Here is a 19,334-nt window from a genome sequence, read left to right on the forward strand (position 1 = left end):
TCATCAAAATACCTTTGATAAATGGCAAACGAATTTCACTCCCCATTTCTGAAAGCTATTTACGTGCATTTTCCTTGGCTTCAATAATTTCAGGCAAGGTTCGTTCAACCCAACCAATCAGATGCATTAACTTTTCTGCAGCCTGCGAGCCCATTAAAGTCAGTTGATATTCAACTTTGGGTGGCACGACTGGATAGACTGTCCGTAAAATAAAACCATCTTGCTCGAGCATTTTCAGCGTTTGAGCCAGCATCTTTTCGCTCACCCCTTCGATCCGCTGCTTAAGTTCACTAAAACGGTGCAGCCCTTCAGTCAAACAACGCAAAACTAATACTGACCATTTATTGGTGAGATGTTCCAATATTTCTCGAGAAGGACAGTCCGTGGATAAAACTTGACCTAATAATTTACTTGTAGCGTATGTGTTCATTAAATCTTTCCTCAAAGTCACTAACTTACTTTTTGGTACGTACTTACATTTAGTAAGTTAACAGATTAAGATTCAACCATCAAGATCATTTATTCAACAATCAGAGGGTTTAAATATGAAAATCGCAATTACAGGTGCAACAGGTCAACTAGGCCAATTGGTCCTTCAATTTTTATTGAAAGAAACCGCAGCCGAAAACATCATCGCTTTAGTTCGCTCGCCAGAAAAAGCAGCGTCCCTACAAGCTCAAGGCATCGAACTGCGTCATTTTGACTATGATCAACCAGATACACTGGTTCCTGCACTACAAGGTGTCGATAAATTATTACTTATTTCTGCCAATGAAATTGGTCGTCGTACTCCACAACACAAAGCCGTAATTGATGCTGCAGTAGAAGCGAAAGTTCCATATCTTGCTTATACCAGCCTGTTACGTGCAGATACGTCACCATTGGGTTTATCTCAAGAGCATCGTGAAACAGAAAGTCTGATTCAAGCTAGTGGTTTAACCTATACCTTCTTACGAAATAACTGGTATGTCGAAAACTATCTTGCTGCTGCTGGGCATGTGGTGGAAACAGGTACCTTATTTGGTGCAGCAAAGGATGGAAAAATTAATGCAGCGATCCGTGCTGACTATGCTGAAGCAGCTGCAAAAGTGCTTACAAGCGCTGGTCATGAGAATAAAACTTATGAACTTGCAAGCTCAGACAGTTTCACCTTGACACAGCTTGCTGAAACCTTACAGCAAGTTTCAGGTCAAAAGGTCCACTATCAAAATCTAACAGCAGAAGACTACACACACAAGGCCTATTACAAGCTGGCTTGCCCGCTGGTCTTGTAGATGTGATCGTCGATGCCGATATCAATAGCATTGACGGTGCGATGCAAAGTGATCGTAAGGACTTGGAACAGTTACTTGGACACCCAACCACTACTCTACATAGTGCTGTTCAAGCCGCTTTAAAATAAGATCCAATCCATTAAAAAAAGCCCGAATTGATTCGGGCTTTTTTTTGAGTTGAATTACGCTTAGGGATGTACATTTTTTATCGGCAAATCCATATTCATATCTAAATTTGCCTTGGTATTACGCTCTGCGTTATACATCGTAGCATTAAAGGTTGCGATTTTTCGCATGGTCATCGGGTCATTAAGTTTTAGCTGTGGTGCAAACTGATGTACCACATGCAAATCGACTTTTTCATTAAACTCAAAATACACAGGGCCATTAAAATTAATTCGAATAGGAATGTTATAGGTTCTTTTCAAATGAAAAGGCACATCTAACTTGACAGGAATGTCCATTTTTAAAGGAAATTTCGGCACGAGTTTATTTTTAATCACCAAATCCGTGGTCGCCTCAAGCGGCATCGTCTGGTTAATTTGAATATTGGTGGAATAATCAATATCCACAGAGATCGGAACCTCTACACTAAACTGCAAATCTGCCAGATATTTTCCCTTTAATGGTAGTTGCAGCTTCCGATCTAAAGCAATCTGCGTATCCAGAGTCCCAATAGACTGCGTTTGCAAATAATTACCAACGGAAATTTTGGTGGGTAGTGAATGCGACAATTGAATATCAGCATTTTTTGCACGTACTTGCATCGACGCATAAATATTTAAATACAACCAAAATAGTACCGCAACCAATAACGCAACTGCGATAAAACTCAAAATGATGCGCTTCGCCGATTGAAATATCCACATGGCTTACTCCTGAGCTTTCGCTTCAGTTTTGGCATGCTCTCTGTTGAGTCGCATTGTTTTTAGTGGAATGACTAATTCGCCTTTTTTAATTTGAACCGGCAACGTATTTTGCACATCCACTGTCGCTTTTAATGCCGTTTTAATTGGAACATTTAAATTACCTTCAATAGGAATGTTGGTTTTTAAATTTGCATTCAGTGGAATATGTAGGTTTTCTTTCAGCACTGTTTTGACTGGTGCATCAAACTTTAAATGTACTTTTTGCTCCAAAGGCACATTCATATTCACTGGAATATCCAATTGAATTGGGATATCACCTTTGAGTGGTAAAGTCACATCTTGCCCCATGACTTTAACTTTTACTTTGGTATTCACAGGAAGGTTTTGATTCACTTTCAAAGTTTCACGTACTGGAATCGTGGTCTTGATCGGGACTTGATTATCAAAATACACCCGTGGTGTCAGCGTTTGAGTTAAGGGAATATTTAAATTTTCATGTATCGGAATTTCAGCATTCACCCGCCCTGTCACGTCCACATCCAAGGCATTATGAATTTTGACTTCGGCTTGTAACGGCTCTTGCAGGTCAATATTGACGTTCTGATTTTCTAGCGGGATATAAATATTAAAGTGCTTAAACACCCAAATGGCGATAAGTACACCACAGAGCGCAGCAAACACAATAAATGCCAATCCACTGAGCATGTGCTTTGCTTGCAAACTAAATTCCTTTTGCTTTTTATTTTTTACAGTCTCATTTTGAACACATTATACAAACCAGTTTGCAATTTTTTTGTATTTAATTCTTTAATAATTTCATTAACTTAAAACTTGAACATTTTAGTCAGCTTTTCATTATAAATGACTTACACTCATCTAACAGTGGCAGAAAAAACAAGAACTTTTGATGTTTTTGATCAATCCATTCGTCATCTATGCCTTAAGTTTTTAACCCATACTCTTTAGATAAAAAAAGAGCCTCAAATGAGGCCCTTTTTTTACAGCGTGAACTAATTAAGCATTAGTTTCAGCAGGAACTTTTGGATAGCTTACACCGCCCATTTGCTCAGCAATACGCAATACTTGGCAGCTATAACCCACTTCATTATCGTACCAAACATAAGCAGTTAAACGGTTACCAGAAGCGATTGTCGCTTGAGCGTCAAACACACCAGCAGTACGTGAACCGATAAAGTCAGACGATACAACTTCAGTTGAGTTTGTATAACCGATTTGACCTTGAAGGTTAGAGTTGATTGAAATTTGGCGAATGTATTCATTCACTTCTTCACGGTCAACATCTTGACCCAAAGTAAGGTTCAAAATTGCAAGAGATACGTTTGGAGTAGGTACACGTACTGAGTTACCAGTCAATTTACCTTGAAGCGCTGGAAGTGCTTTAGCTACCGCTTTAGCAGCACCAGTTTCAGTGATTACCATGTTTAAAGTAGCAGCACGACCACGACGGTCAGCTTTATGGTAGTTGTCGATTAAGTTCTGGTCATTCGTGAACGAGTGAACTGTTTCAACGTGACCATTGATCACTGTGTACTTGTCATTTAACACTTTAAGTGTTGGTGTGATCGCGTTTGTTGTACAGCTTGCAGCAGAGATGATTGTATCTTCATCAAGGATGTCAGCTTGGTTCACACCGTATACAACGTTCTTCATGTCACCTTTACCAGGTGCAGTTAGAATTACACGTGCAGCGCCAGCGCATTTAAGGTGCTGTGCAAGACCTTCAGAATCACGCCATTTACCTGTGTTATCGATTACAAGTGCATTGTTAATACCGTAAGCAGTGTAATCAACTTCAGATGGGTTAGACGCATAGATCACTTTGATGAAGTTACCGTTAGCAATGATTGCTTCGTTTTCTTCATCAACAGAAATTGTACCTGCGAATGGACCATGAATAGAATCACGACGTAATAAAGACGCACGTTTTTCTAAGTCACCGTCAGATGATTTACGAACAACGATTGCTTTAAGGTTAAGACCACGACCTAGACCAGATTGGCTGATCATCAAACGTGCAAGGATACGACCAATACGACCGAAACCGTAAAGTACAACATCACGGTTTTCAACGTTAGTTGCATTGCCTTCGAGTGATTTCACAGCGTCAGCAACGAATGCGTCAACATCACCGCCTTTTTCTTTGAACTCAACAGCAAGTTTGCCAAGATCAATTTCAGCAGTACCGATGTTTTCGATTTTCGCCAAAGCTTCAAGAATTGGGAAAGTGTTCACAACTGAAAGTTCAACGTCAAGTACGCGAGTACGACGATGCGCTTTAAGAATTTGGATAACCGAACGGTTAATTAAAGAACGACCGTATACTGTAGCTACGATGTTTTTTTCACGATATAACTGACCCACTAGGGCAATCATACGTTCCGCGATTTCTTCACGGTTTTTCCAGCGACCTTGGTGCTCTGCATGTAGGGCAACGATAGTGTCTTTGCTCACAGATACGTCCTCTAATTAATTGTAAATCTAAGCATAAATTTCAAAACCCCACAATTGTAATGGAAAACTGAAAATTAATGAATCTAAAAGCAGATTTCGACAAGGTTATTTTGTTATATATTCACTATAAGTTTTCAAAATAATCATGATTAGTATTATGATTTTATAGCCGAAAGTTGAAAAACCTGCTTTTTCGCAGTTTTTTGTCACAAAATTTCAAATGTAGTTTTATCAACCAGATCTCTGCATATTTAGCTCAAAGATGAACGAATATTTATATTGTTCAAATTGTGGTGTTTTTTATTTTGCTTAATTTATAGTATTTTTACTGATGTTAAGCTCGTAATAATAATTTCACATTTTTAAATGATTTTTAAGAATATTCGACGGAGTCTTACATCTGAGGTTTGAATAAAGGGTTTAGCTTTCAGCTGGAGGTACTTTTACGAAACGTTGTTTCTCATTTGGCAAAATGAGAAACAACGTTTCGTAAGGAAACCATCTTGCGGAGCAATGCTCCTCACCACAAAACTCGTTCACTACCGTCAATTCATTCAAAGTATCGCAAAAACATTTTTTATTAGAAGTAACCTTGTCTTAGACAATTGCGGATAACATTACCGCGTATCGTTCTTTTATTTGAATCAAATTACACCTCTAATGTTACTGCCTAACATTAGTTTTAAAGTCAGATCAATATTTAAAATTCTGTTAATTTTTCAGATTCTCAGCAAACTTTTCCAGATTAAAATCAAAGAAATTTACACTCAGCTCTAATATTTTCGGAAGTGCATTCAAACCATTCTCTCCAGTACTAATCGCAAAATATCTCCGATCACTAAAAGATTGCACGTTTAAGGCATTTTCACATGGTTCAAAATCAAGATTGACGAGCTGTGACGCATGTTCCTTCATCAACATTAAAACCTGCATATAAGTCTGGCGCTTTTTTTGCTGCTGCGCTTTTAAAGCATCGGCTTCAAGGCTTTCATAATCCCCTGTTTTCGTCATGCGTTTGGAAAATCCAACATACGCGCCATGGGTACCCATATTTTCTACAGTTTCTTCTGTAGCAAAGATCTTCTGTTGATCATCAATCGGCTGCAAGAGCGCCTTCAACGCCATATAAATTTGCTGTGACTGCTGATGATGAAACTCCCACTCATCTTCGTTTTGAACATAAAGAATGTGCGTCCGCCGTTTCAACAAAAGCACCTGCCAAGCCTGTAGTTGAAGGCGCAGTCGTTTCAACTCCAAATTTGCCTCAAACTTCGGGCAACTACTCAAGACTTTTAGACTCGTGATGAGCTTCTGAGATATTTGCATACTATGGAAAAATACAAAATCATGCTGTATCTGCTCACTCAGTTGATATTGAACAGTCTGATGCAATGGCTTCAAAATCAATGCATTGAACTGCTGCTCAAAAGCAGATAAAACCGTCGCTAATTGAGTAGCATCCTCTACATGCAGCATTAAAAGTAGATGCTTATCTACCCGTGTATGTAGTTGCTGCATTAAATTTTGTAGATCTAAATGTATAAAACCTGCAATGGATGCCAACTTTGAGACTCGAAATTTTAATTGTTCGATCTGCTGATTCTCTAAAGCAGTAGTTAAATCTATGGCCACCCCATTAAAAATTTCGTCTGCTAAGGCATCATTATGCTTTGTAGATAAAAATCGAGTTGCTGAATACTGCGTCGTCCAATCTAAATCAGGCGACAAAATATAAATAAACTCAGATGTTTGTACAATTTGTAAATATCGCGTTTTTTGTTCACGCTTTAAATAATATTTAAAAATCGGATGTTGCCAAACCTCAGATGATTTCGGGATAGAAGCATCAAAAACTTGCCCTAACATATGTGACTTTAAGAAAATTTCGATCAAGAAAATTTTAACTTGCAGAGCAGTGAGTTGACGTGCATCACTCGGCGCAATCAAATCCATTTCACGAATGATTTGTGCGGCATTTAAAATGAAATGCTGATGTAATACATTTTTTTCATACTGTAATTCAAAATCTTTTTCTGCATCTATTTTATTGATATAGAGTAGGTTTTCTTCTAATTTTTGCGCAACTTGAATACTCATTGTCAATGTTCGAAGTTCTTCAAGCTGTGTTGCCAAATACTGTGCATGCTCACGCATGATATCATATTTTAGTACTTTCATCAGCATGCCCAAATTCATCGGTACATCTCTTTGATACGACTGTGATGAAGACTCCCAACGAATACCTTTTTGCGATAACACCTGCTGTATCTGTGCTAAATTGGATTGATCAAGATCAGTGCATACTTCAGATACAATACTCCGCCAATGCTGATCCAACACAGGCTCTAGCTGTAAAAGTTTAGCGCTTTGATGAAATGGGACAACCACTGACTGCTTCCTGTATCTTGGTTCTTTAATCGATCTTTTATCGATTTCAGTTTATTTTTATCTAAAATAAATATTTTTGTACACCATCATTCAATGCTGTTCTTCCTAAACAATAAATTGAATCATGGCGTGTTTTAGTTTTCTAAGTTTAAGATTTTATTAAAAAACAGCAAGCATTAATTGTAAACTGATCAATTTATCGTACCAGCATTTTCAGTCTAAGAATCGATTCGATCATTTAACGCTTTTACATTTTTTGCTAGCGCACGTTCATTTTGCTTTTGTTTAAACAGATGCAAAACACCTTCTATCACCAATAACAATACCGCACCCCAAATTGGAATATAGGTCAGCCATTCTTCGGCTTCTACTCGCTCCCCCAATGCGATGGATGCAAAAGCTAACAACACGGGTTCTAAATAACTCAACAAACCAAAAATCACAAATGGCAAATAACGACTCGCCAACATATAGCTACCTAAGCCAAGCGCACTCAGAAAACCCAGTCCTAAAACCGCCAAAATCAGATACGGGAATAACGACATCAGCACTAAACTATCGCTGTGAATAAATCCTAAATAAAAGGCTACAGGCAAAATTAAGCAAAGATCCCACCAAAAACCACCCAAATGATCGGTTTTAAAGGTACGACGTAAAAAGAAATAAATCGGATAAGCCACAGCGACATAAACAGTTTCCCACGCGATACTGCCAATACGCCAAATTTCGTGGCCGACCCCTAAAATTGCCAATGCCACGGCAGCCATCTGCCATTTAGACAGCTTTTCTTTATACAGTACACATCCAACCAGAACCATCACTAAGGGCAATAGAAAATACCCTAAAGATACTTCTAGCCCTCGGCCATTAATTGGTCCCCACAAAAACAACCAAAGCTGTGTAGTACATAAAAATGAACTAATGATTAACCAAATGAGAAAGATCGGTTGCTTGACCACACGCCAAAAAATTTCACTGACTTTGTTTAAATCTTTCATCCACCACATAAATAAGGTTAAAAATGGTAAGGTCGCTAACATGCGCCATGCAAAAGTTTGCTCGCTATCTAGAGGTTTTAAAAAGATGGTAAAGAAATACAAAATACCGAAAGTGACCGATGCCAATACAGACAATGCAACGCCTTTATACATCTTTCACTCCAGTCCAAATGACTACATAATCTTGATATTTTGCTTGATGAATCAAGCTTTTCATCTGGACATTCTAGCAAATAAAAAACCATGCACAGGCATGGTTTTTTAGCATTTGTTCAAATATTTAGGTTTTAGGTTTCACTGTCTGCTTGGTATGAATAATATCTGATAAATCATAACCAACAGATTGCGCATAATTTAAATATTCCTGAATCACTTCCTGACCTGGATGAGCCGAACGAGAAAGAACCCACATATATTTACGACGTGGCTCACCCACCAAAACTGTTTGATAGTCTTCATCGGCTTTGAGTACCCAATAATCACCACGCCCCACAGGCAACCAACGAATGGCTTCTGGTAAGAAACTAACTTTTAATTTCGAGTTAAACGGTGCATTTTGTACAAATGCCTCGCCTATTGATTGCTTCTTGGTACCATCTTTAGATACACAGCGATTATTTACATTAATGTTGCCATTTTCATTTAGCGTGTAAACCGCAGTCACATCACGGTCACAGCTTTTTTGAAAAACCATAGGCTTACGAGCTACTTCATACCACATACCTAAATAACGATCGAGCTCAACTTTTTCCACAGTCTGTAATGGTTTCGTCTGTGCATAGGCCATTGTAGCTGCACCTAAACCAATTAACACTGCTGCACCAAGTGCAATTTTTGCGAGCCTAAAACCAGCTTTCGGAATATTCGTTGTCATTTTTATGCCTCATTTCGCTGCAAAATTATCGATAAAAATTAAGTAATTCTTTCTCTCGTGTTTTTACTCTAGCGGAAAAAATTGCTCTAAAAATCATTTTCTTGTCTGAATTATGTATGTCATTCAAACAATATTCCGCATCTTGTCTAACAAAATTATGAAATCATCTGTGCTTTTAAACGCAAGATTTCATCGCGTAAACGAGCCGCTTGTTCAAACTGTAATTCCTTAGACGCTTTTAGCATTTCTTTTTCCAACTTATTCATATGTTTTGCCAGAAGTTTCGGATCCGACATCAAATGACGTTCATCTGCAGTTAATGCCTTGGCCTGATCTGAAATTTTTTCATCGATTTCATCATCTGTCAGCAGTTCACCAGTATCAATATCATTAACGTTTTGGCGTACAGCACTACGTGGTGTAATGCCATGTTCAAGATTAAAGGCGATTTGTAAATTACGACGCCGATCCGTTTCATCAATGGCTTTTTGCATGGAGTCAGTCATACGATCTGCATATAAAATCGCTTTACCGTTTAAGTTACGCGCTGCACGACCAATGGTTTGAATCAAAGAACGCTCAGAACGCAAGAAGCCTTCTTTGTCTGCATCTAAAATGGCGACTAGAGACACTTCTGGCATATCTAAGCCTTCGCGCAGTAAGTTAATCCCAACAATTGCATCGTATACACCCGAACGCAATTCATGGATAATTTTAGTGCGCTCAACAGTGTCAATATCTGAATGTAAATAAGCGACTTTAATGCCATATTCTTTCAAATATGAAGTTAAATCTTCTGCCATACGTTTGGTTAATGTCGTAACCAATACACGTTCATTTAAGTTTTTACGATTATTAATTTCTGACAATACATCATCCACTTGCGTTAAAACTGGACGAATTTCAATTTCAGGGTCGACCAAACCTGTGGGTCGAACCACTTGCTCAACGACTTGTTCAGACTTTTCCATTTCATAATGTGCAGGCGTTGCACTGACATAAATCGTCGAAGGAATAATCCGCTCCCATTCTTCAAATTTTATTGGGCGATTATCAAGCGCACTTGGTAAACGAAAACCGTAATTGACCAAATTTTCTTTACGTGAACGGTCACCTTTATACATAGCCCCAATTTGCGGAACGGTAACGTGCGATTCATCAATGATTAATAAAGCATCATCAGGTACATAATCAAACAAAGTCGGAGGTGCTTCACCAGAAGGACGGCCAGACAAGTGGCGTGAATAGTTTTCAATACCGTTGGTATAGCCAAGCTGCTGCATCATCTCTAAATCATACCGTGTACGTTGTTCGATACGCTGTGCTTCGAGTAATTTATCATTTGCACGAAAGAATCCTAGTCGTTCTGCGAGTTCTTCACGAATCGTTCCAATTGCACGCTGTAAATTATCTTTAGGTGTTACATAATGGCTTTTTGGGTAAATCGTAATACGTGGCACTTTACGGACCATTCTGCCCGTCAATGGATCAAACCATCGAACTGAATCAACTTCATCATCAAATAATTCTATTCGAATGGCATTTTGATCAGATTCAGCAGGAAAAATATCAATAATTTCACCACGAATACGGTATGTGCCCCGTAAAAATTCGAGTTCATTTCGGGTGTATTGCATTTCCACCAAACGACGGATGATATCATCACGGCTAATACGGTCTCCTTCCACGATATGCAGAAGCATACTCATATAAGCATTGGGATCACCCAGACCATAAATAGCTGAAACTGACGCTACAATAATTGCATCACGTCGCTCTAATAATGCCCGTGTTGCCGAAAGACGCATTTGGTCGATATGATCATTAATCGATGAATCTTTTTCAATAAAAGTATCTGAAGATGGAACATAGGCTTCGGGTTGATAATAGTCATAATAACTGACGAAGTATTCCACGGCATTATGCGGAAAGAAGGCTTTAAACTCGCCATAAAGCTGCGCAGCCAAAGTTTTATTATGCGCCATAATAATCGTTGGACGTTGCGTGCGTGCTATCACATTTGCCATGGTATAGGTTTTACCTGAACCTGTTACCCCTAAGAGCAACTGATCATGCATTCCTTTTTCAATCCCCTTCACCAATTTCTCAATCGCTTGAGGCTGATCACCTGCCGGCTGATATTGTGTTACCAGTTCAAAAGGCTGTTCCTGCATCACACTCTTCTTCAACAGTTTTATATGGCTTTATTATGAGGGCAAAGTTGCACAAAACAACGCTAAATTTATGTAAATACCAGAGGCGTGTACAGACTGAAAAATTATAATTCAACATAACCCCATAGATTTTTCTTATGTTTGAAAAATAATTCGCCTGATTTCGCATGTTTTTCTTGAGGAAACTCTTGGCTCTAAAAAAACTCAGGAATAAAGCGTTCATTTATCCCTTATTGATACTTGACCTATGTAAATTTCACCTGCAACATGAACAAAAGGACGCCACAGATCAAACTTATGACTTACCAATATCATGACGAAAGTATTGTTAAAAACCTACCCGAAGATACTATTTTTGTTTTTGGCAGCAATATGGCAGGTCAACATGCAGGCGGTGCAGCGCGTACCGCACTAGAGCATTTTGGCGCAATGAATGGTATTGGTCGTGGATGGGCAGGTCAAAGTTTTGCGATTCCAACCATGAATGAGCATTTACAACAAATGCCGTTGTCGCAAATTCAACACTATGTCGATGATTTTAAAATCTATACAAAAAATCATCCGAAAACTAAATACTTCATTACCTCGATCGGTTGTGGGGTCGCTGGCTATAAAGTTGAAGAAATTGCCCCGATGTTTAAGGGCATTTCAAGCAATGTGATTTTTCCGATTTCTTTCCGTCCTTTTGTTGAAAAAGCATTACCAAAACTGACCTCGAAACTTTTACATACGATTTATCGAGATTCGGTTATTTTCGCACCTTCAACAGATGAGTTGGTTGATGTGTTGGCATTAACGGATAATGAAAAAAGTCTTGCGAAGATTGTCCTGAATACCCAAATGTACCCAACAGACAGTAATGGTCGTGACCGTATTTTTGAAATTGAAGATATTTTGCATGCTCTCAACGGGAAAATATTTGAGTTTCAAAGTAATTCTGAAGGCCCGATGATGTTTGGCGGCGTTATTTTAGCCCTACTTGAACTGTACAATATCAATGAAAAAGATTTCATCGATGTTTGGAAAGCTGAACGTGAAATCGCTGCACCAAAGCCTGAAAATAAAGCCCGTAAAGCCAGCCGCTAAAGGCTCTTTTCACCACATTTGAAACACCCAAAAAGCCAATGTCTATATTGGCTTTTTTCTACAGTTGATTAATGGTTTTTAGAGACCTATGTCACATTAAAAATAAAACTTATTTTACATATCACATTATTTTAATATCATTTTTTTCGTCTTATACTACTTGCTGACATTATCATAAAGAATGACGAGCACATAAAATAGACATGCTAGATTCTCCTTTTTTTGAGCTATCCCCCATTGCCATGTGGCTTGAAGATTACAGTGAAGTCAAAAAACAATTTGATCTCTGGCGTCAGCAAGGTGTGCAGGATCTCGCCACTTTTCTTCAACAAGATGAATCACGAATTCTGCAATGTGCAAGAAAAATAAAAATCTTACAGGTCAATACAAAAACGTTAGAACTGTATCAAGCACGTGACTTTGAACATTTATGTCAAAACCTTGATTTAGTTTTTCAGGCGGAGATGTGTCAAACACATATTAGAGAATTGGTTACATTATGGAATGGTGAAACGCATTTTTCCCATTCTGCCGTGAACTATACGCTCAGTGGACAACGCCTAGACATTCAACTCAAAGGCATCGTGCTACCGAGTCATGAGCAGGATTTATCTGCCGTCTTAATTACGACTGAAGATATCACCTCTTATACTGAAGCTTGCCGTTTACAAGAACAAAGTCGTCATTTGGCAGAAGCGCGTTTTAATTATTCTCCGACCTCTCTTTGGGTCGAAGATTTTAGCCGGATTAAAATCAAATTAGATCAGCTACGCGCTTTAGAAATCGAAGACTTTGTGACTTTTTTGGATGTTCATCCCGATTTTGTACAAGAGTGCATTAAAGAAATACTGATCGTTGACGTCAATCAAGCCACGCTTGATTTATTTGGTGCTCCAAACAAAGAAATATTACTCAAAAATGTACATAAAGTGTTTGCCAAAGAAATGCTGCAAACCTTTAAAGAACAATTGATTGAACTTTGGAATGGCAATCTACATCATCAACGTGAAGTCGTAAATTATGCACTTGATGGCAGTATTCGCCATGTCTTGCTGCAATTTACTGTATTTCCCGATTATCTCGATGACTGGAGCACCGTGCAGGTTGCGCTGACTGATATTACCGCACGTAAAAAGGCTGAAAATTATCTTGAATATTTAGGTAAGCATGACGTCCTGACCAAACTCTATAACCGTTCATTTTATATCGCAGAACTCAATCGTCTCGAACGCAATCAATTACGTCCTGTTTCTTGTATTTTTATTGATTTAAATGGACTAAAAGAACTCAATGACAGTATTGGGCACGATGCTGGTGACAGTATCCTCAGACGTCTGGGCAACATTTTAAACCAACTTATTCAGCATACACCCTATTCTGCTTCGCGCATTGGCGGTGATGAATTTGTCATTCTATTACCCGGTGCAGATGATGCAGCGCTGCAAAACTGCTTACAAAGTTTGAATGAGTTGTTATTGGTCGATAACCAGTTTTATTCTAATCAACCGATGAGTATCTCTATTGGCTGTGCCACCAATGAACTAAATGAACGGATGGAAGATATGCTTAAACGTGCAGATCTGGACATGTACCGTCAGAAGAAAAAGTATTATCTCAATAAAGACCGAAGAATTCAGTCTGAAATACGCAATTAACATCAATAATTTACAATATAAAAGCCATGGTTTGAACCATGGCTTTTTTATTTAAATCTTTTAACGCTTACCCATCGAACGACGTGTACCGCGTGGTGGCATCCAAGTACGGTCAGCATAACGCTGAGGTTTTGGACGCATAGCTTCAAAGATTTCATCCGAAGCATTATCTTCAGCTTTTTTAATCGGAAAAGGCAAATTAACTAAAGCCTTTTTCTTGGGAGGGTTTTGCGTACTCATACGAATAACTCAATTGAATCTGGCGCTATTGTACAAAAAAAATGGTTTTGGTGTAAAAGGCTTTGAGTGATTAGCCCCGATTGACATATAAAGACCCAATGATTAGCTATGAATTTTTATATCTATAGAGGACAACAGCACAAAAAAGTGCTTTGAATATGGTCGTTTTAAACTATTTTATTGACCCAAATCAACCAACACACTGTCAATTATGTCAATAAATATTGAATATTTACAAATAGATAGAACCATTTCTAAATTTCAAAAATGTTCGATTTTTTTACACAAATACCTAATTAAAGCCTTCAAATAATACAAATCATCAAGAATGTTACAGGACTATTACGTTTATTCTTGTTTTCTATAACATTTTTTACGCACTAATTTTGAATAATGGGCACTTAGAAAAATTATTATCAATTTACGGACATGGAGTCCTTTAAAATGAAAAAAAGTGTATTGTGCATTGCGGCTTCTATGGCTGCCCTACCTATGCTCAGTCATGCAGACTCACCATATTTTAGTTTAAAAGATGGCGATGGCTTCAAACGTTTTTCTGTCTCTGTCGGTGCTTTACATGTTATGCCACAAGGTAAAGCACAGCCATTCCGTGTAAATACTGCTATCAATGAAGGCTATGAAGCAGATGTTGGTGAAGTTAAATCACAAACAGTAAAAGATAATATTCGAGAAGGTTATGACGTTCCATTTGCGTTAGACGTTGCTTTGAATACACTGACTACCGTTCCTGCTGCAATGAGTGGTAAAGCTACTATTTCTGGACTTGAACAATGGGACAATCCAGGGACCGGTCTTGAAGCAGATGACGTCACCACTCTTGGAATCATGACCAACTATTTCTTTACTGACAATGTATCACTAGAAATGAAAGCGGGTATTCCGCCAAAAGTTGATTTACAAGGCTCAGGAAAAATTTACGCACCATTTTCAGCCATTGCGAAACCACTAGGCGGCGCACTTGGAAATCTTGAACTGGAAAATGATATTTTCATTACCGACTTAGGCGCACATGGTGCAGCAGCTTCTGCACGTGCATGGACTCCGGCTGCAGAAATCCAATATCACTTCGGTAAAACTGGCGTTAATAAATTCCGTCCCTATGTGGGTCTAGGCGTGATGTATGCTTACTTCAATGAGTTGGAAATGAATCCACAAATTGAGAAAGATTTGATTGCTGCAGGTCACATGATTGCCAACATTAAAGAAGGTAATGCAGGCGCTTCTTTAGAAGGAAAACCAAGTAAGGCAAATCCAAAAGTTGATTTAGAAGCAACTGATGCATTTGCTCCAGTTGCAACGGTTGGCTTCACCTATGACTTCAATGACAAATGGTTTGCTGTAGGTTCTGTTAGCTATGCACACCTACAAAATGAAACAACCATTACCGTTACAGATGCCACACACGGCGAACTGATCAAATCTAAAGCTGATATTGAAGTAAACCCGATCCTTGCGTATGCAGGTATCGGTATGCGTTTCTAATAAATAACCTAAATATAAAAAAGACGGCTACGGTCGTCTTTTTTATTAGGCTATATATGGTCTTTTATTTTGAATTATCTTTTCAATCTCATTTAGACACTCTTGGATTTATGCTGAGGCAATTTCCTTTATTCATCCATAGTTACCTATAAAAAAAATTTATTGTTTGGTGAATTAAATTTAATCGCAACTCTGCGTTTATTCGAATACCATTGGGTTAAATTTAAAAAATGTAGACTGCTATATGTCTGATACTCGTTTCTCAAAGCCCCTGATTTACATGCTCATTGGCAGTGCTATTATTTTGGCATTGTCTTTAGGGGTGCGTCATGCATTTGGCCTCTATCTCGTGCCGATGAGTGATGAATTTGGTTGGGGACATAACGTTTTTAGCCTGGCCATTGCCATGCAAAACTTAATTTGGGGTGCTGTGCAGCCAATTACTGGGGCTTTTGCAGATAAATATGGCAGTAAGATCGTGGTCGCCGTCGGTGGTGCATTATATGCCCTCGGGCTATTACTCATGGCCATCAGCTCTACCGGTTTACTTCTTAATTTAAGCGCAGGTTTAATTCTAGGTTTGGCTCTCTCGGCCACTTCCTTTCCTGTTTTGCTTTCGGCAGTTGGACGTGCAGCGCATCCAGACAAACGTAGTTTAGCCATGGGTATTGCCAGTGCCGCAGGTTCTTTTGGTCAGTTCATTATGCTGCCCTCTACATTACTGCTACTGCAAAAATTTGGTTGGTCTTCGGCTTTGGTGGTCAGCGCCATTTTAATTGCGCTTATTATTCCTTTAGCTTGGATGTTAAAAGCACCAATGTATGTTGCACCAAATGCAACCAATACGCATGAAGCCTCTCTGACATTTAAACAAATTTTGCAATTGGCTTGGGAGCATAAACCCTTTTGGTTTCTAGCACTTGGTTTCTTTGTCTGTGGCTTCCAAGTGGTGTTTATTGGCATCCATCTGCCGGGTTATTTAATCGATCATGGCTTTAATGCCACTACGGGCACTATTTTCCTCGCGCTCGTTGGACTGTTTAATATTGTCGGCACCTACACAGCAGGTTGGCTCGGTGGCAAATATTCCAAACCAAAGTTATTGATGGGGCTTTATGGTTTACGAGGCATTGCCATTATTGCCTTTCTTTTGCTGCCTTTAAGTACATGGACAATCTATGCTTTTGGCGTCATTATGGGTCTACTATGGCTTTCTACCGTACCGCTCACCAACGGTATAGTGGCCAATATGTTTGGCGTTAAATATCTAAGTATGCTCAGCGGTATCGTGTTCTTTACACATCAAGTCGGTTCATTTTTTGGTGGCTGGCTGGGTGGTGTGAACCACGATATGACCGGTAACTATAATGCCATTTGGATTTTTTCGATTGTCCTGAGTATTTTTGGGGTATTGGTACATTTCATGGTTAATGAGGAAAGTGTCATTCATGACTAATTCAACATTATGGTTCCGACTCAGTATTGCCATCAGTATTCTGGCCTTGTTGGCTTTATCCATCGGCTTATGGAGCCAAACACCTCAATTATTTGAATACTTTAACCAAGCGTTTTGTGCGCATTAAAAACGTATTGAAATCTTAATTCCGACCCAAACTGCTGTTTTATCAACACTACAACAGCAGTTTTTTAGCTATTTTCTACACGATTCAATAAAAGCTGCATTTTCAGCATATTAGTATTAATAATAAGTTTTTTCATAAACTTAGCTTATTTTTTAATTTTCCAACCTACACTTTCTTCCATAGATTAAGTCTCAATAAAGAACAATTTGAGAACTTATAAAATGACCGCATTAACTCAACTTTCACAAGCCATCCATGATGCTCCGCGTTGGCATCAAGCAGAACATTTTCAAGATGGCAATGAAATTCGTATTGAAGCGCAACATGACCAAGCTTTGGGGGCTGTGGTTTATGGTTTAGATGCGCGTAAAGCACAGTCTGGGGAAACCATCTACCGTTTAAAACAAGCGCTGGCAGAACACTTGATTTTAATTTTTAAACATCAAAGTCTAGATGATTTACAGTATCTCGCGTTTGCAAGTTACTTCGGTTCAATCTTCCGTCCCGGTGCAGATATTCCTGTGCTAGCGTCACAAGATGATACCGGTACACCGCCAGACGTCGTACCCGTTTCCAATGCAGTGGGCAAAGGTGACTATACTGGGCATGGTGAATTGGCTGCGCACGCAGATCATCAGTGGACTCCTCTGCCATCTTTTGGCTCATTACTCTATGCCATTGAACTGCCACAAGACGGTGGACAAACCTCATGGTATAACACCATTAAAGCCTATGAAGCTTTAGATGAAGCGACACAAAAACATTTAGACCAACTTCAACTCATTACCTATAACCCATTTGTCCGTGCCAAAAATAATAAAGGCACAACGGGATATGGCGCTACACCGCTATATCGTTTCAAAGACCAACCGATTGTTGGACATGCCTATCCACATCCGCTTGTACGTACCCATCCAGAAAGTGGCCGTAAAGGTCTGTGGTTAAATGAACGATCTGAAGTGGAATTGGTTCACTACGATGATCAGTCAGGCAGTGAATTGATTGCATCTTTACGTGAACATTTATTGAAACCTGAGTTTCGATATGAACATCAATGGGAAGAAGGTGACATTGTATTTTGGGATAACCAAGCCACTTTACACTCACGCCGCCCTTTCCCTTCAGACCAACGCCGCTTATTAAAGCGAATTAGCCTAGCAGGAGGACGACCATACTAATGTTGAACTTCATGCCAACAATAAAAAATAAATAACCCTGTAAAATCCGTGTTTGAGCAATAACCCCAAATAATTAAAATATTAAAACAATAAAAACACTGCTCAAATTACGGATGATCTATATCCAAAGCCTTAAAGCCTGAAATCAAATGATCTAACATCGCACGCACACCCGGCAGCATACCTTGTCGTGTCGCGTATGCAACATGGATGACCCCTTGCGGCAATTGCCATTCAGGAAATAGCTCAATTAACTCATCACTTTTTAAAGCATCACGTACAAACACTTTGGGCAAAGAAGCGATTCCCACGCCAGAAATAGCAGCAGAAATCATCGCACTAAAACTGTCAGTTCTTAAGCGTGGATGAAATTCAATTTGTTGGGTTTCACTTTTTTCACGATGTCGAAAATCCCAAAAATGTTTAGGCCGATCAAAACCAATACACGGAAAATTTTGAATCTCAGCCAATTGCTGTGGCATTTCACGCTCTGAGAAAAGTTGTGGCGATGCCACCAAAACATGATCCCATGCATCTAAATCTCGAACGATCAAATCACTATCCATTAAAGGCATATTGCGCACACGAATGGCTAAATCTACCCCTTCCTCAATCACATCAACCCGATGATTAGTCGCCATCAGATGCACACTGACCTCAGGATATTGCTGCATAAAATCGGTGACCATTTTTGCAACAGGCATTTCCACCAAAGCCACAGGACAAGAGATTTTAATCTGGCCACAGAGTTGGTTATTCAACGTACTGAGCACAAAGTTTTCCGTTTCGCTGACTTCCTCTAAAATTTTTAAGCAATGCAAATAGAACTGTTGTCCTATTTCAGTTACTGTAAATTTTCGCGTATTCCGCTGAATCAGACGTACACCCAAACGGGTCTCTAATTCTGTGATACGGCGTGATAGCTTAGATTTTGTAATACCCAATGCTTCACTGGCTTTGGTATAACCTTGGTATTTCACCACTTGCACGAAGTAGTAATAGTCATTTAAATTTTGCATGATTGTTTCATTTTTAGAATA

The 19,334-nt window shown here is 38.9% G+C and carries 16 protein-coding genes and 1 pseudogene; 7 read left to right on the top strand and 10 right to left on the bottom strand.

The annotated features are described in order from the left end of the window. Positions 1-55 precede the first annotated feature (55 nt). A complete protein-coding gene (locus FTT99_RS01065; RefSeq protein WP_180161163.1) occupies positions 56-430 on the bottom strand; it encodes a helix-turn-helix domain-containing protein in 375 nt (124 codons plus the stop codon). A 115-nt stretch (positions 431-545) separates the two neighbouring features. Between FTT99_RS01065 and FTT99_RS01070 the strand changes: the two are divergent. Next, a pseudogene (locus FTT99_RS01070) lies at positions 546-1,402 on the top strand (SDR family oxidoreductase). A gap of 60 nt (positions 1,403-1,462) precedes the next feature. On the opposite strand, the gene FTT99_RS01075 reads toward FTT99_RS01070, so the two are convergent. The 7 genes from FTT99_RS01075 to uvrB form a co-directional block, all read right to left on the bottom strand. Further along, the gene (locus FTT99_RS01075; protein WP_078190209.1) at positions 1,463-2,143 is read right to left on the bottom strand and encodes a hypothetical protein; all 681 of its coding nucleotides are present in this window, start codon (positions 2,141-2,143) and stop codon (positions 1,463-1,465) included. Between the two features lie 3 nt (positions 2,144-2,146). Beyond that, the gene (locus FTT99_RS01080; RefSeq protein ID WP_218949873.1) at positions 2,147-2,848 is read right to left on the bottom strand and encodes an MFS transporter; all 702 of its coding nucleotides are present in this window, start codon (positions 2,846-2,848) and stop codon (positions 2,147-2,149) included. Between the two features lie 309 nt (positions 2,849-3,157). Then, entirely contained in the window at positions 3,158-4,615 is a 1,458-nt protein-coding gene (locus FTT99_RS01085) for a glyceraldehyde-3-phosphate dehydrogenase (RefSeq protein ID WP_111885541.1), read from the bottom strand. Between the two features lie 711 nt (positions 4,616-5,326). Then, positions 5,327-7,003 (bottom strand): hypothetical protein, encoded by a 1,677-nt coding sequence (locus FTT99_RS01090; protein ID WP_180129401.1) that lies wholly within the window; start codon positions 7,001-7,003, stop codon positions 5,327-5,329. A gap of 218 nt (positions 7,004-7,221) precedes the next feature. Then, on the bottom strand, positions 7,222-8,154 hold the full coding sequence (gene rarD, locus FTT99_RS01095) for an EamA family transporter RarD (protein ID WP_180129400.1): 933 nt from the start codon (positions 8,152-8,154) through the stop codon (positions 7,222-7,224). A 127-nt stretch (positions 8,155-8,281) separates the two neighbouring features. Continuing rightward, positions 8,282-8,875 (bottom strand): lipocalin family protein, encoded by a 594-nt coding sequence (locus FTT99_RS01100; protein WP_180129398.1) that lies wholly within the window; start codon positions 8,873-8,875, stop codon positions 8,282-8,284. Positions 8,876-9,030: 155 nt separating this feature from the next. Further along, positions 9,031-11,052: an excinuclease ABC subunit UvrB gene (gene uvrB / locus FTT99_RS01105; RefSeq protein ID WP_180161165.1), complete on the bottom strand. Its 2,022-nt coding sequence runs from the start codon at positions 11,050-11,052 to the stop codon at positions 9,031-9,033. Between the two features lie 294 nt (positions 11,053-11,346). Here uvrB and FTT99_RS01110 point away from each other — a divergent pair, with 294 nt between their 5' ends. Both FTT99_RS01110 and FTT99_RS01115 read left to right on the top strand, forming a co-directional pair. After that, a complete protein-coding gene (locus FTT99_RS01110) occupies positions 11,347-12,135 on the top strand; it encodes a hypothetical protein (RefSeq protein ID WP_180129395.1) in 789 nt (262 codons plus the stop codon). Between the two features lie 197 nt (positions 12,136-12,332). After that, positions 12,333-13,790 carry a sensor domain-containing diguanylate cyclase gene (locus FTT99_RS01115; RefSeq protein ID WP_180129423.1) on the top strand — a complete coding sequence of 486 codons (1,458 nt, stop codon included), beginning with the start codon at positions 12,333-12,335 and terminating at the stop codon, positions 13,788-13,790. 60 nt (positions 13,791-13,850) lie between these two features. Here FTT99_RS01115 and FTT99_RS01120 read toward each other — a convergent pair whose 3' ends face one another. Beyond that, a complete protein-coding gene (locus tag FTT99_RS01120) occupies positions 13,851-14,030 on the bottom strand; it encodes a hypothetical protein (RefSeq protein WP_180129394.1) in 180 nt (59 codons plus the stop codon). Positions 14,031-14,474: 444 nt separating this feature from the next. On the opposite strand from FTT99_RS01120, the gene FTT99_RS01125 reads away from it, so the two are divergent. The 4 genes from FTT99_RS01125 (at position 14,475) to FTT99_RS01135 (ending at position 18,294) form a co-directional block, all read left to right on the top strand. Then, positions 14,475-15,533 (top strand): OmpW family protein, encoded by a 1,059-nt coding sequence (locus FTT99_RS01125; protein ID WP_180161167.1) that lies wholly within the window; start codon positions 14,475-14,477, stop codon positions 15,531-15,533. Between the two features lie 244 nt (positions 15,534-15,777). After that, positions 15,778-16,989 (top strand): MFS transporter, encoded by a 1,212-nt coding sequence (locus FTT99_RS01130; RefSeq protein WP_180023436.1) that lies wholly within the window; start codon positions 15,778-15,780, stop codon positions 16,987-16,989. Further along, positions 16,982-17,116 (top strand): hypothetical protein, encoded by a 135-nt coding sequence (locus tag FTT99_RS16400; RefSeq protein WP_257223690.1) that lies wholly within the window; start codon positions 16,982-16,984, stop codon positions 17,114-17,116. Before FTT99_RS01130 ends, FTT99_RS16400 begins: the two co-directional genes overlap by 8 nt. A 221-nt stretch (positions 17,117-17,337) precedes the next feature. After that, positions 17,338-18,294 carry a TauD/TfdA family dioxygenase gene (locus FTT99_RS01135; protein WP_180115042.1) on the top strand — a complete coding sequence of 319 codons (957 nt, stop codon included), beginning with the start codon at positions 17,338-17,340 and terminating at the stop codon, positions 18,292-18,294. A 107-nt stretch (positions 18,295-18,401) separates the two neighbouring features. Here the strand turns inward: FTT99_RS01135 and FTT99_RS01140 are convergent, their stop codons facing one another. Continuing rightward, entirely contained in the window at positions 18,402-19,313 is a 912-nt protein-coding gene (locus FTT99_RS01140; RefSeq protein WP_180161169.1) for a LysR substrate-binding domain-containing protein, read from the bottom strand. Positions 19,314-19,334: the final 21 nt, after the last annotated feature.

This window comes from Acinetobacter sp. YH12040 (assembly GCF_013420005.1).
Classification (GTDB): Bacteria; Pseudomonadota; Gammaproteobacteria; order Pseudomonadales; family Moraxellaceae; genus Acinetobacter; species Acinetobacter amyesii.

Coding starts and splice junctions, on each gene's coding strand:
- FTT99_RS01065 (WP_180161163.1), bottom strand. CDS start 430: ATGAACACATACGCTACAAGTAAATTATTAGGTCAAGTTTTATCCACG.
- FTT99_RS01075 (WP_078190209.1), bottom strand. CDS start 2,143: ATGTGGATATTTCAATCGGCGAAGCGCATCATTTTGAGTTTTATCGCA.
- FTT99_RS01080 (WP_218949873.1), bottom strand. CDS start 2,848: ATGCTCAGTGGATTGGCATTTATTGTGTTTGCTGCGCTCTGTGGTGTA.
- rarD (WP_180129400.1), bottom strand. CDS start 8,154: ATGTATAAAGGCGTTGCATTGTCTGTATTGGCATCGGTCACTTTCGGT.
- FTT99_RS01100 (WP_180129398.1), bottom strand. CDS start 8,875: ATGACAACGAATATTCCGAAAGCTGGTTTTAGGCTCGCAAAAATTGCA.
- FTT99_RS01110 (WP_180129395.1), top strand. CDS start 11,347: ATGACTTACCAATATCATGACGAAAGTATTGTTAAAAACCTACCCGAA.
- FTT99_RS01120 (WP_180129394.1), bottom strand. CDS start 14,030: ATGAGTACGCAAAACCCTCCCAAGAAAAAGGCTTTAGTTAATTTGCCT.
- FTT99_RS01125 (WP_180161167.1), top strand. CDS start 14,475: ATGAAAAAAAGTGTATTGTGCATTGCGGCTTCTATGGCTGCCCTACCT.
- FTT99_RS01130 (WP_180023436.1), top strand. CDS start 15,778: ATGTCTGATACTCGTTTCTCAAAGCCCCTGATTTACATGCTCATTGGC.
- FTT99_RS16400 (WP_257223690.1), top strand. CDS start 16,982: ATGACTAATTCAACATTATGGTTCCGACTCAGTATTGCCATCAGTATT.
- FTT99_RS01135 (WP_180115042.1), top strand. CDS start 17,338: ATGACCGCATTAACTCAACTTTCACAAGCCATCCATGATGCTCCGCGT.
- FTT99_RS01140 (WP_180161169.1), bottom strand. CDS start 19,313: ATGCAAAATTTAAATGACTATTACTACTTCGTGCAAGTGGTGAAATAC.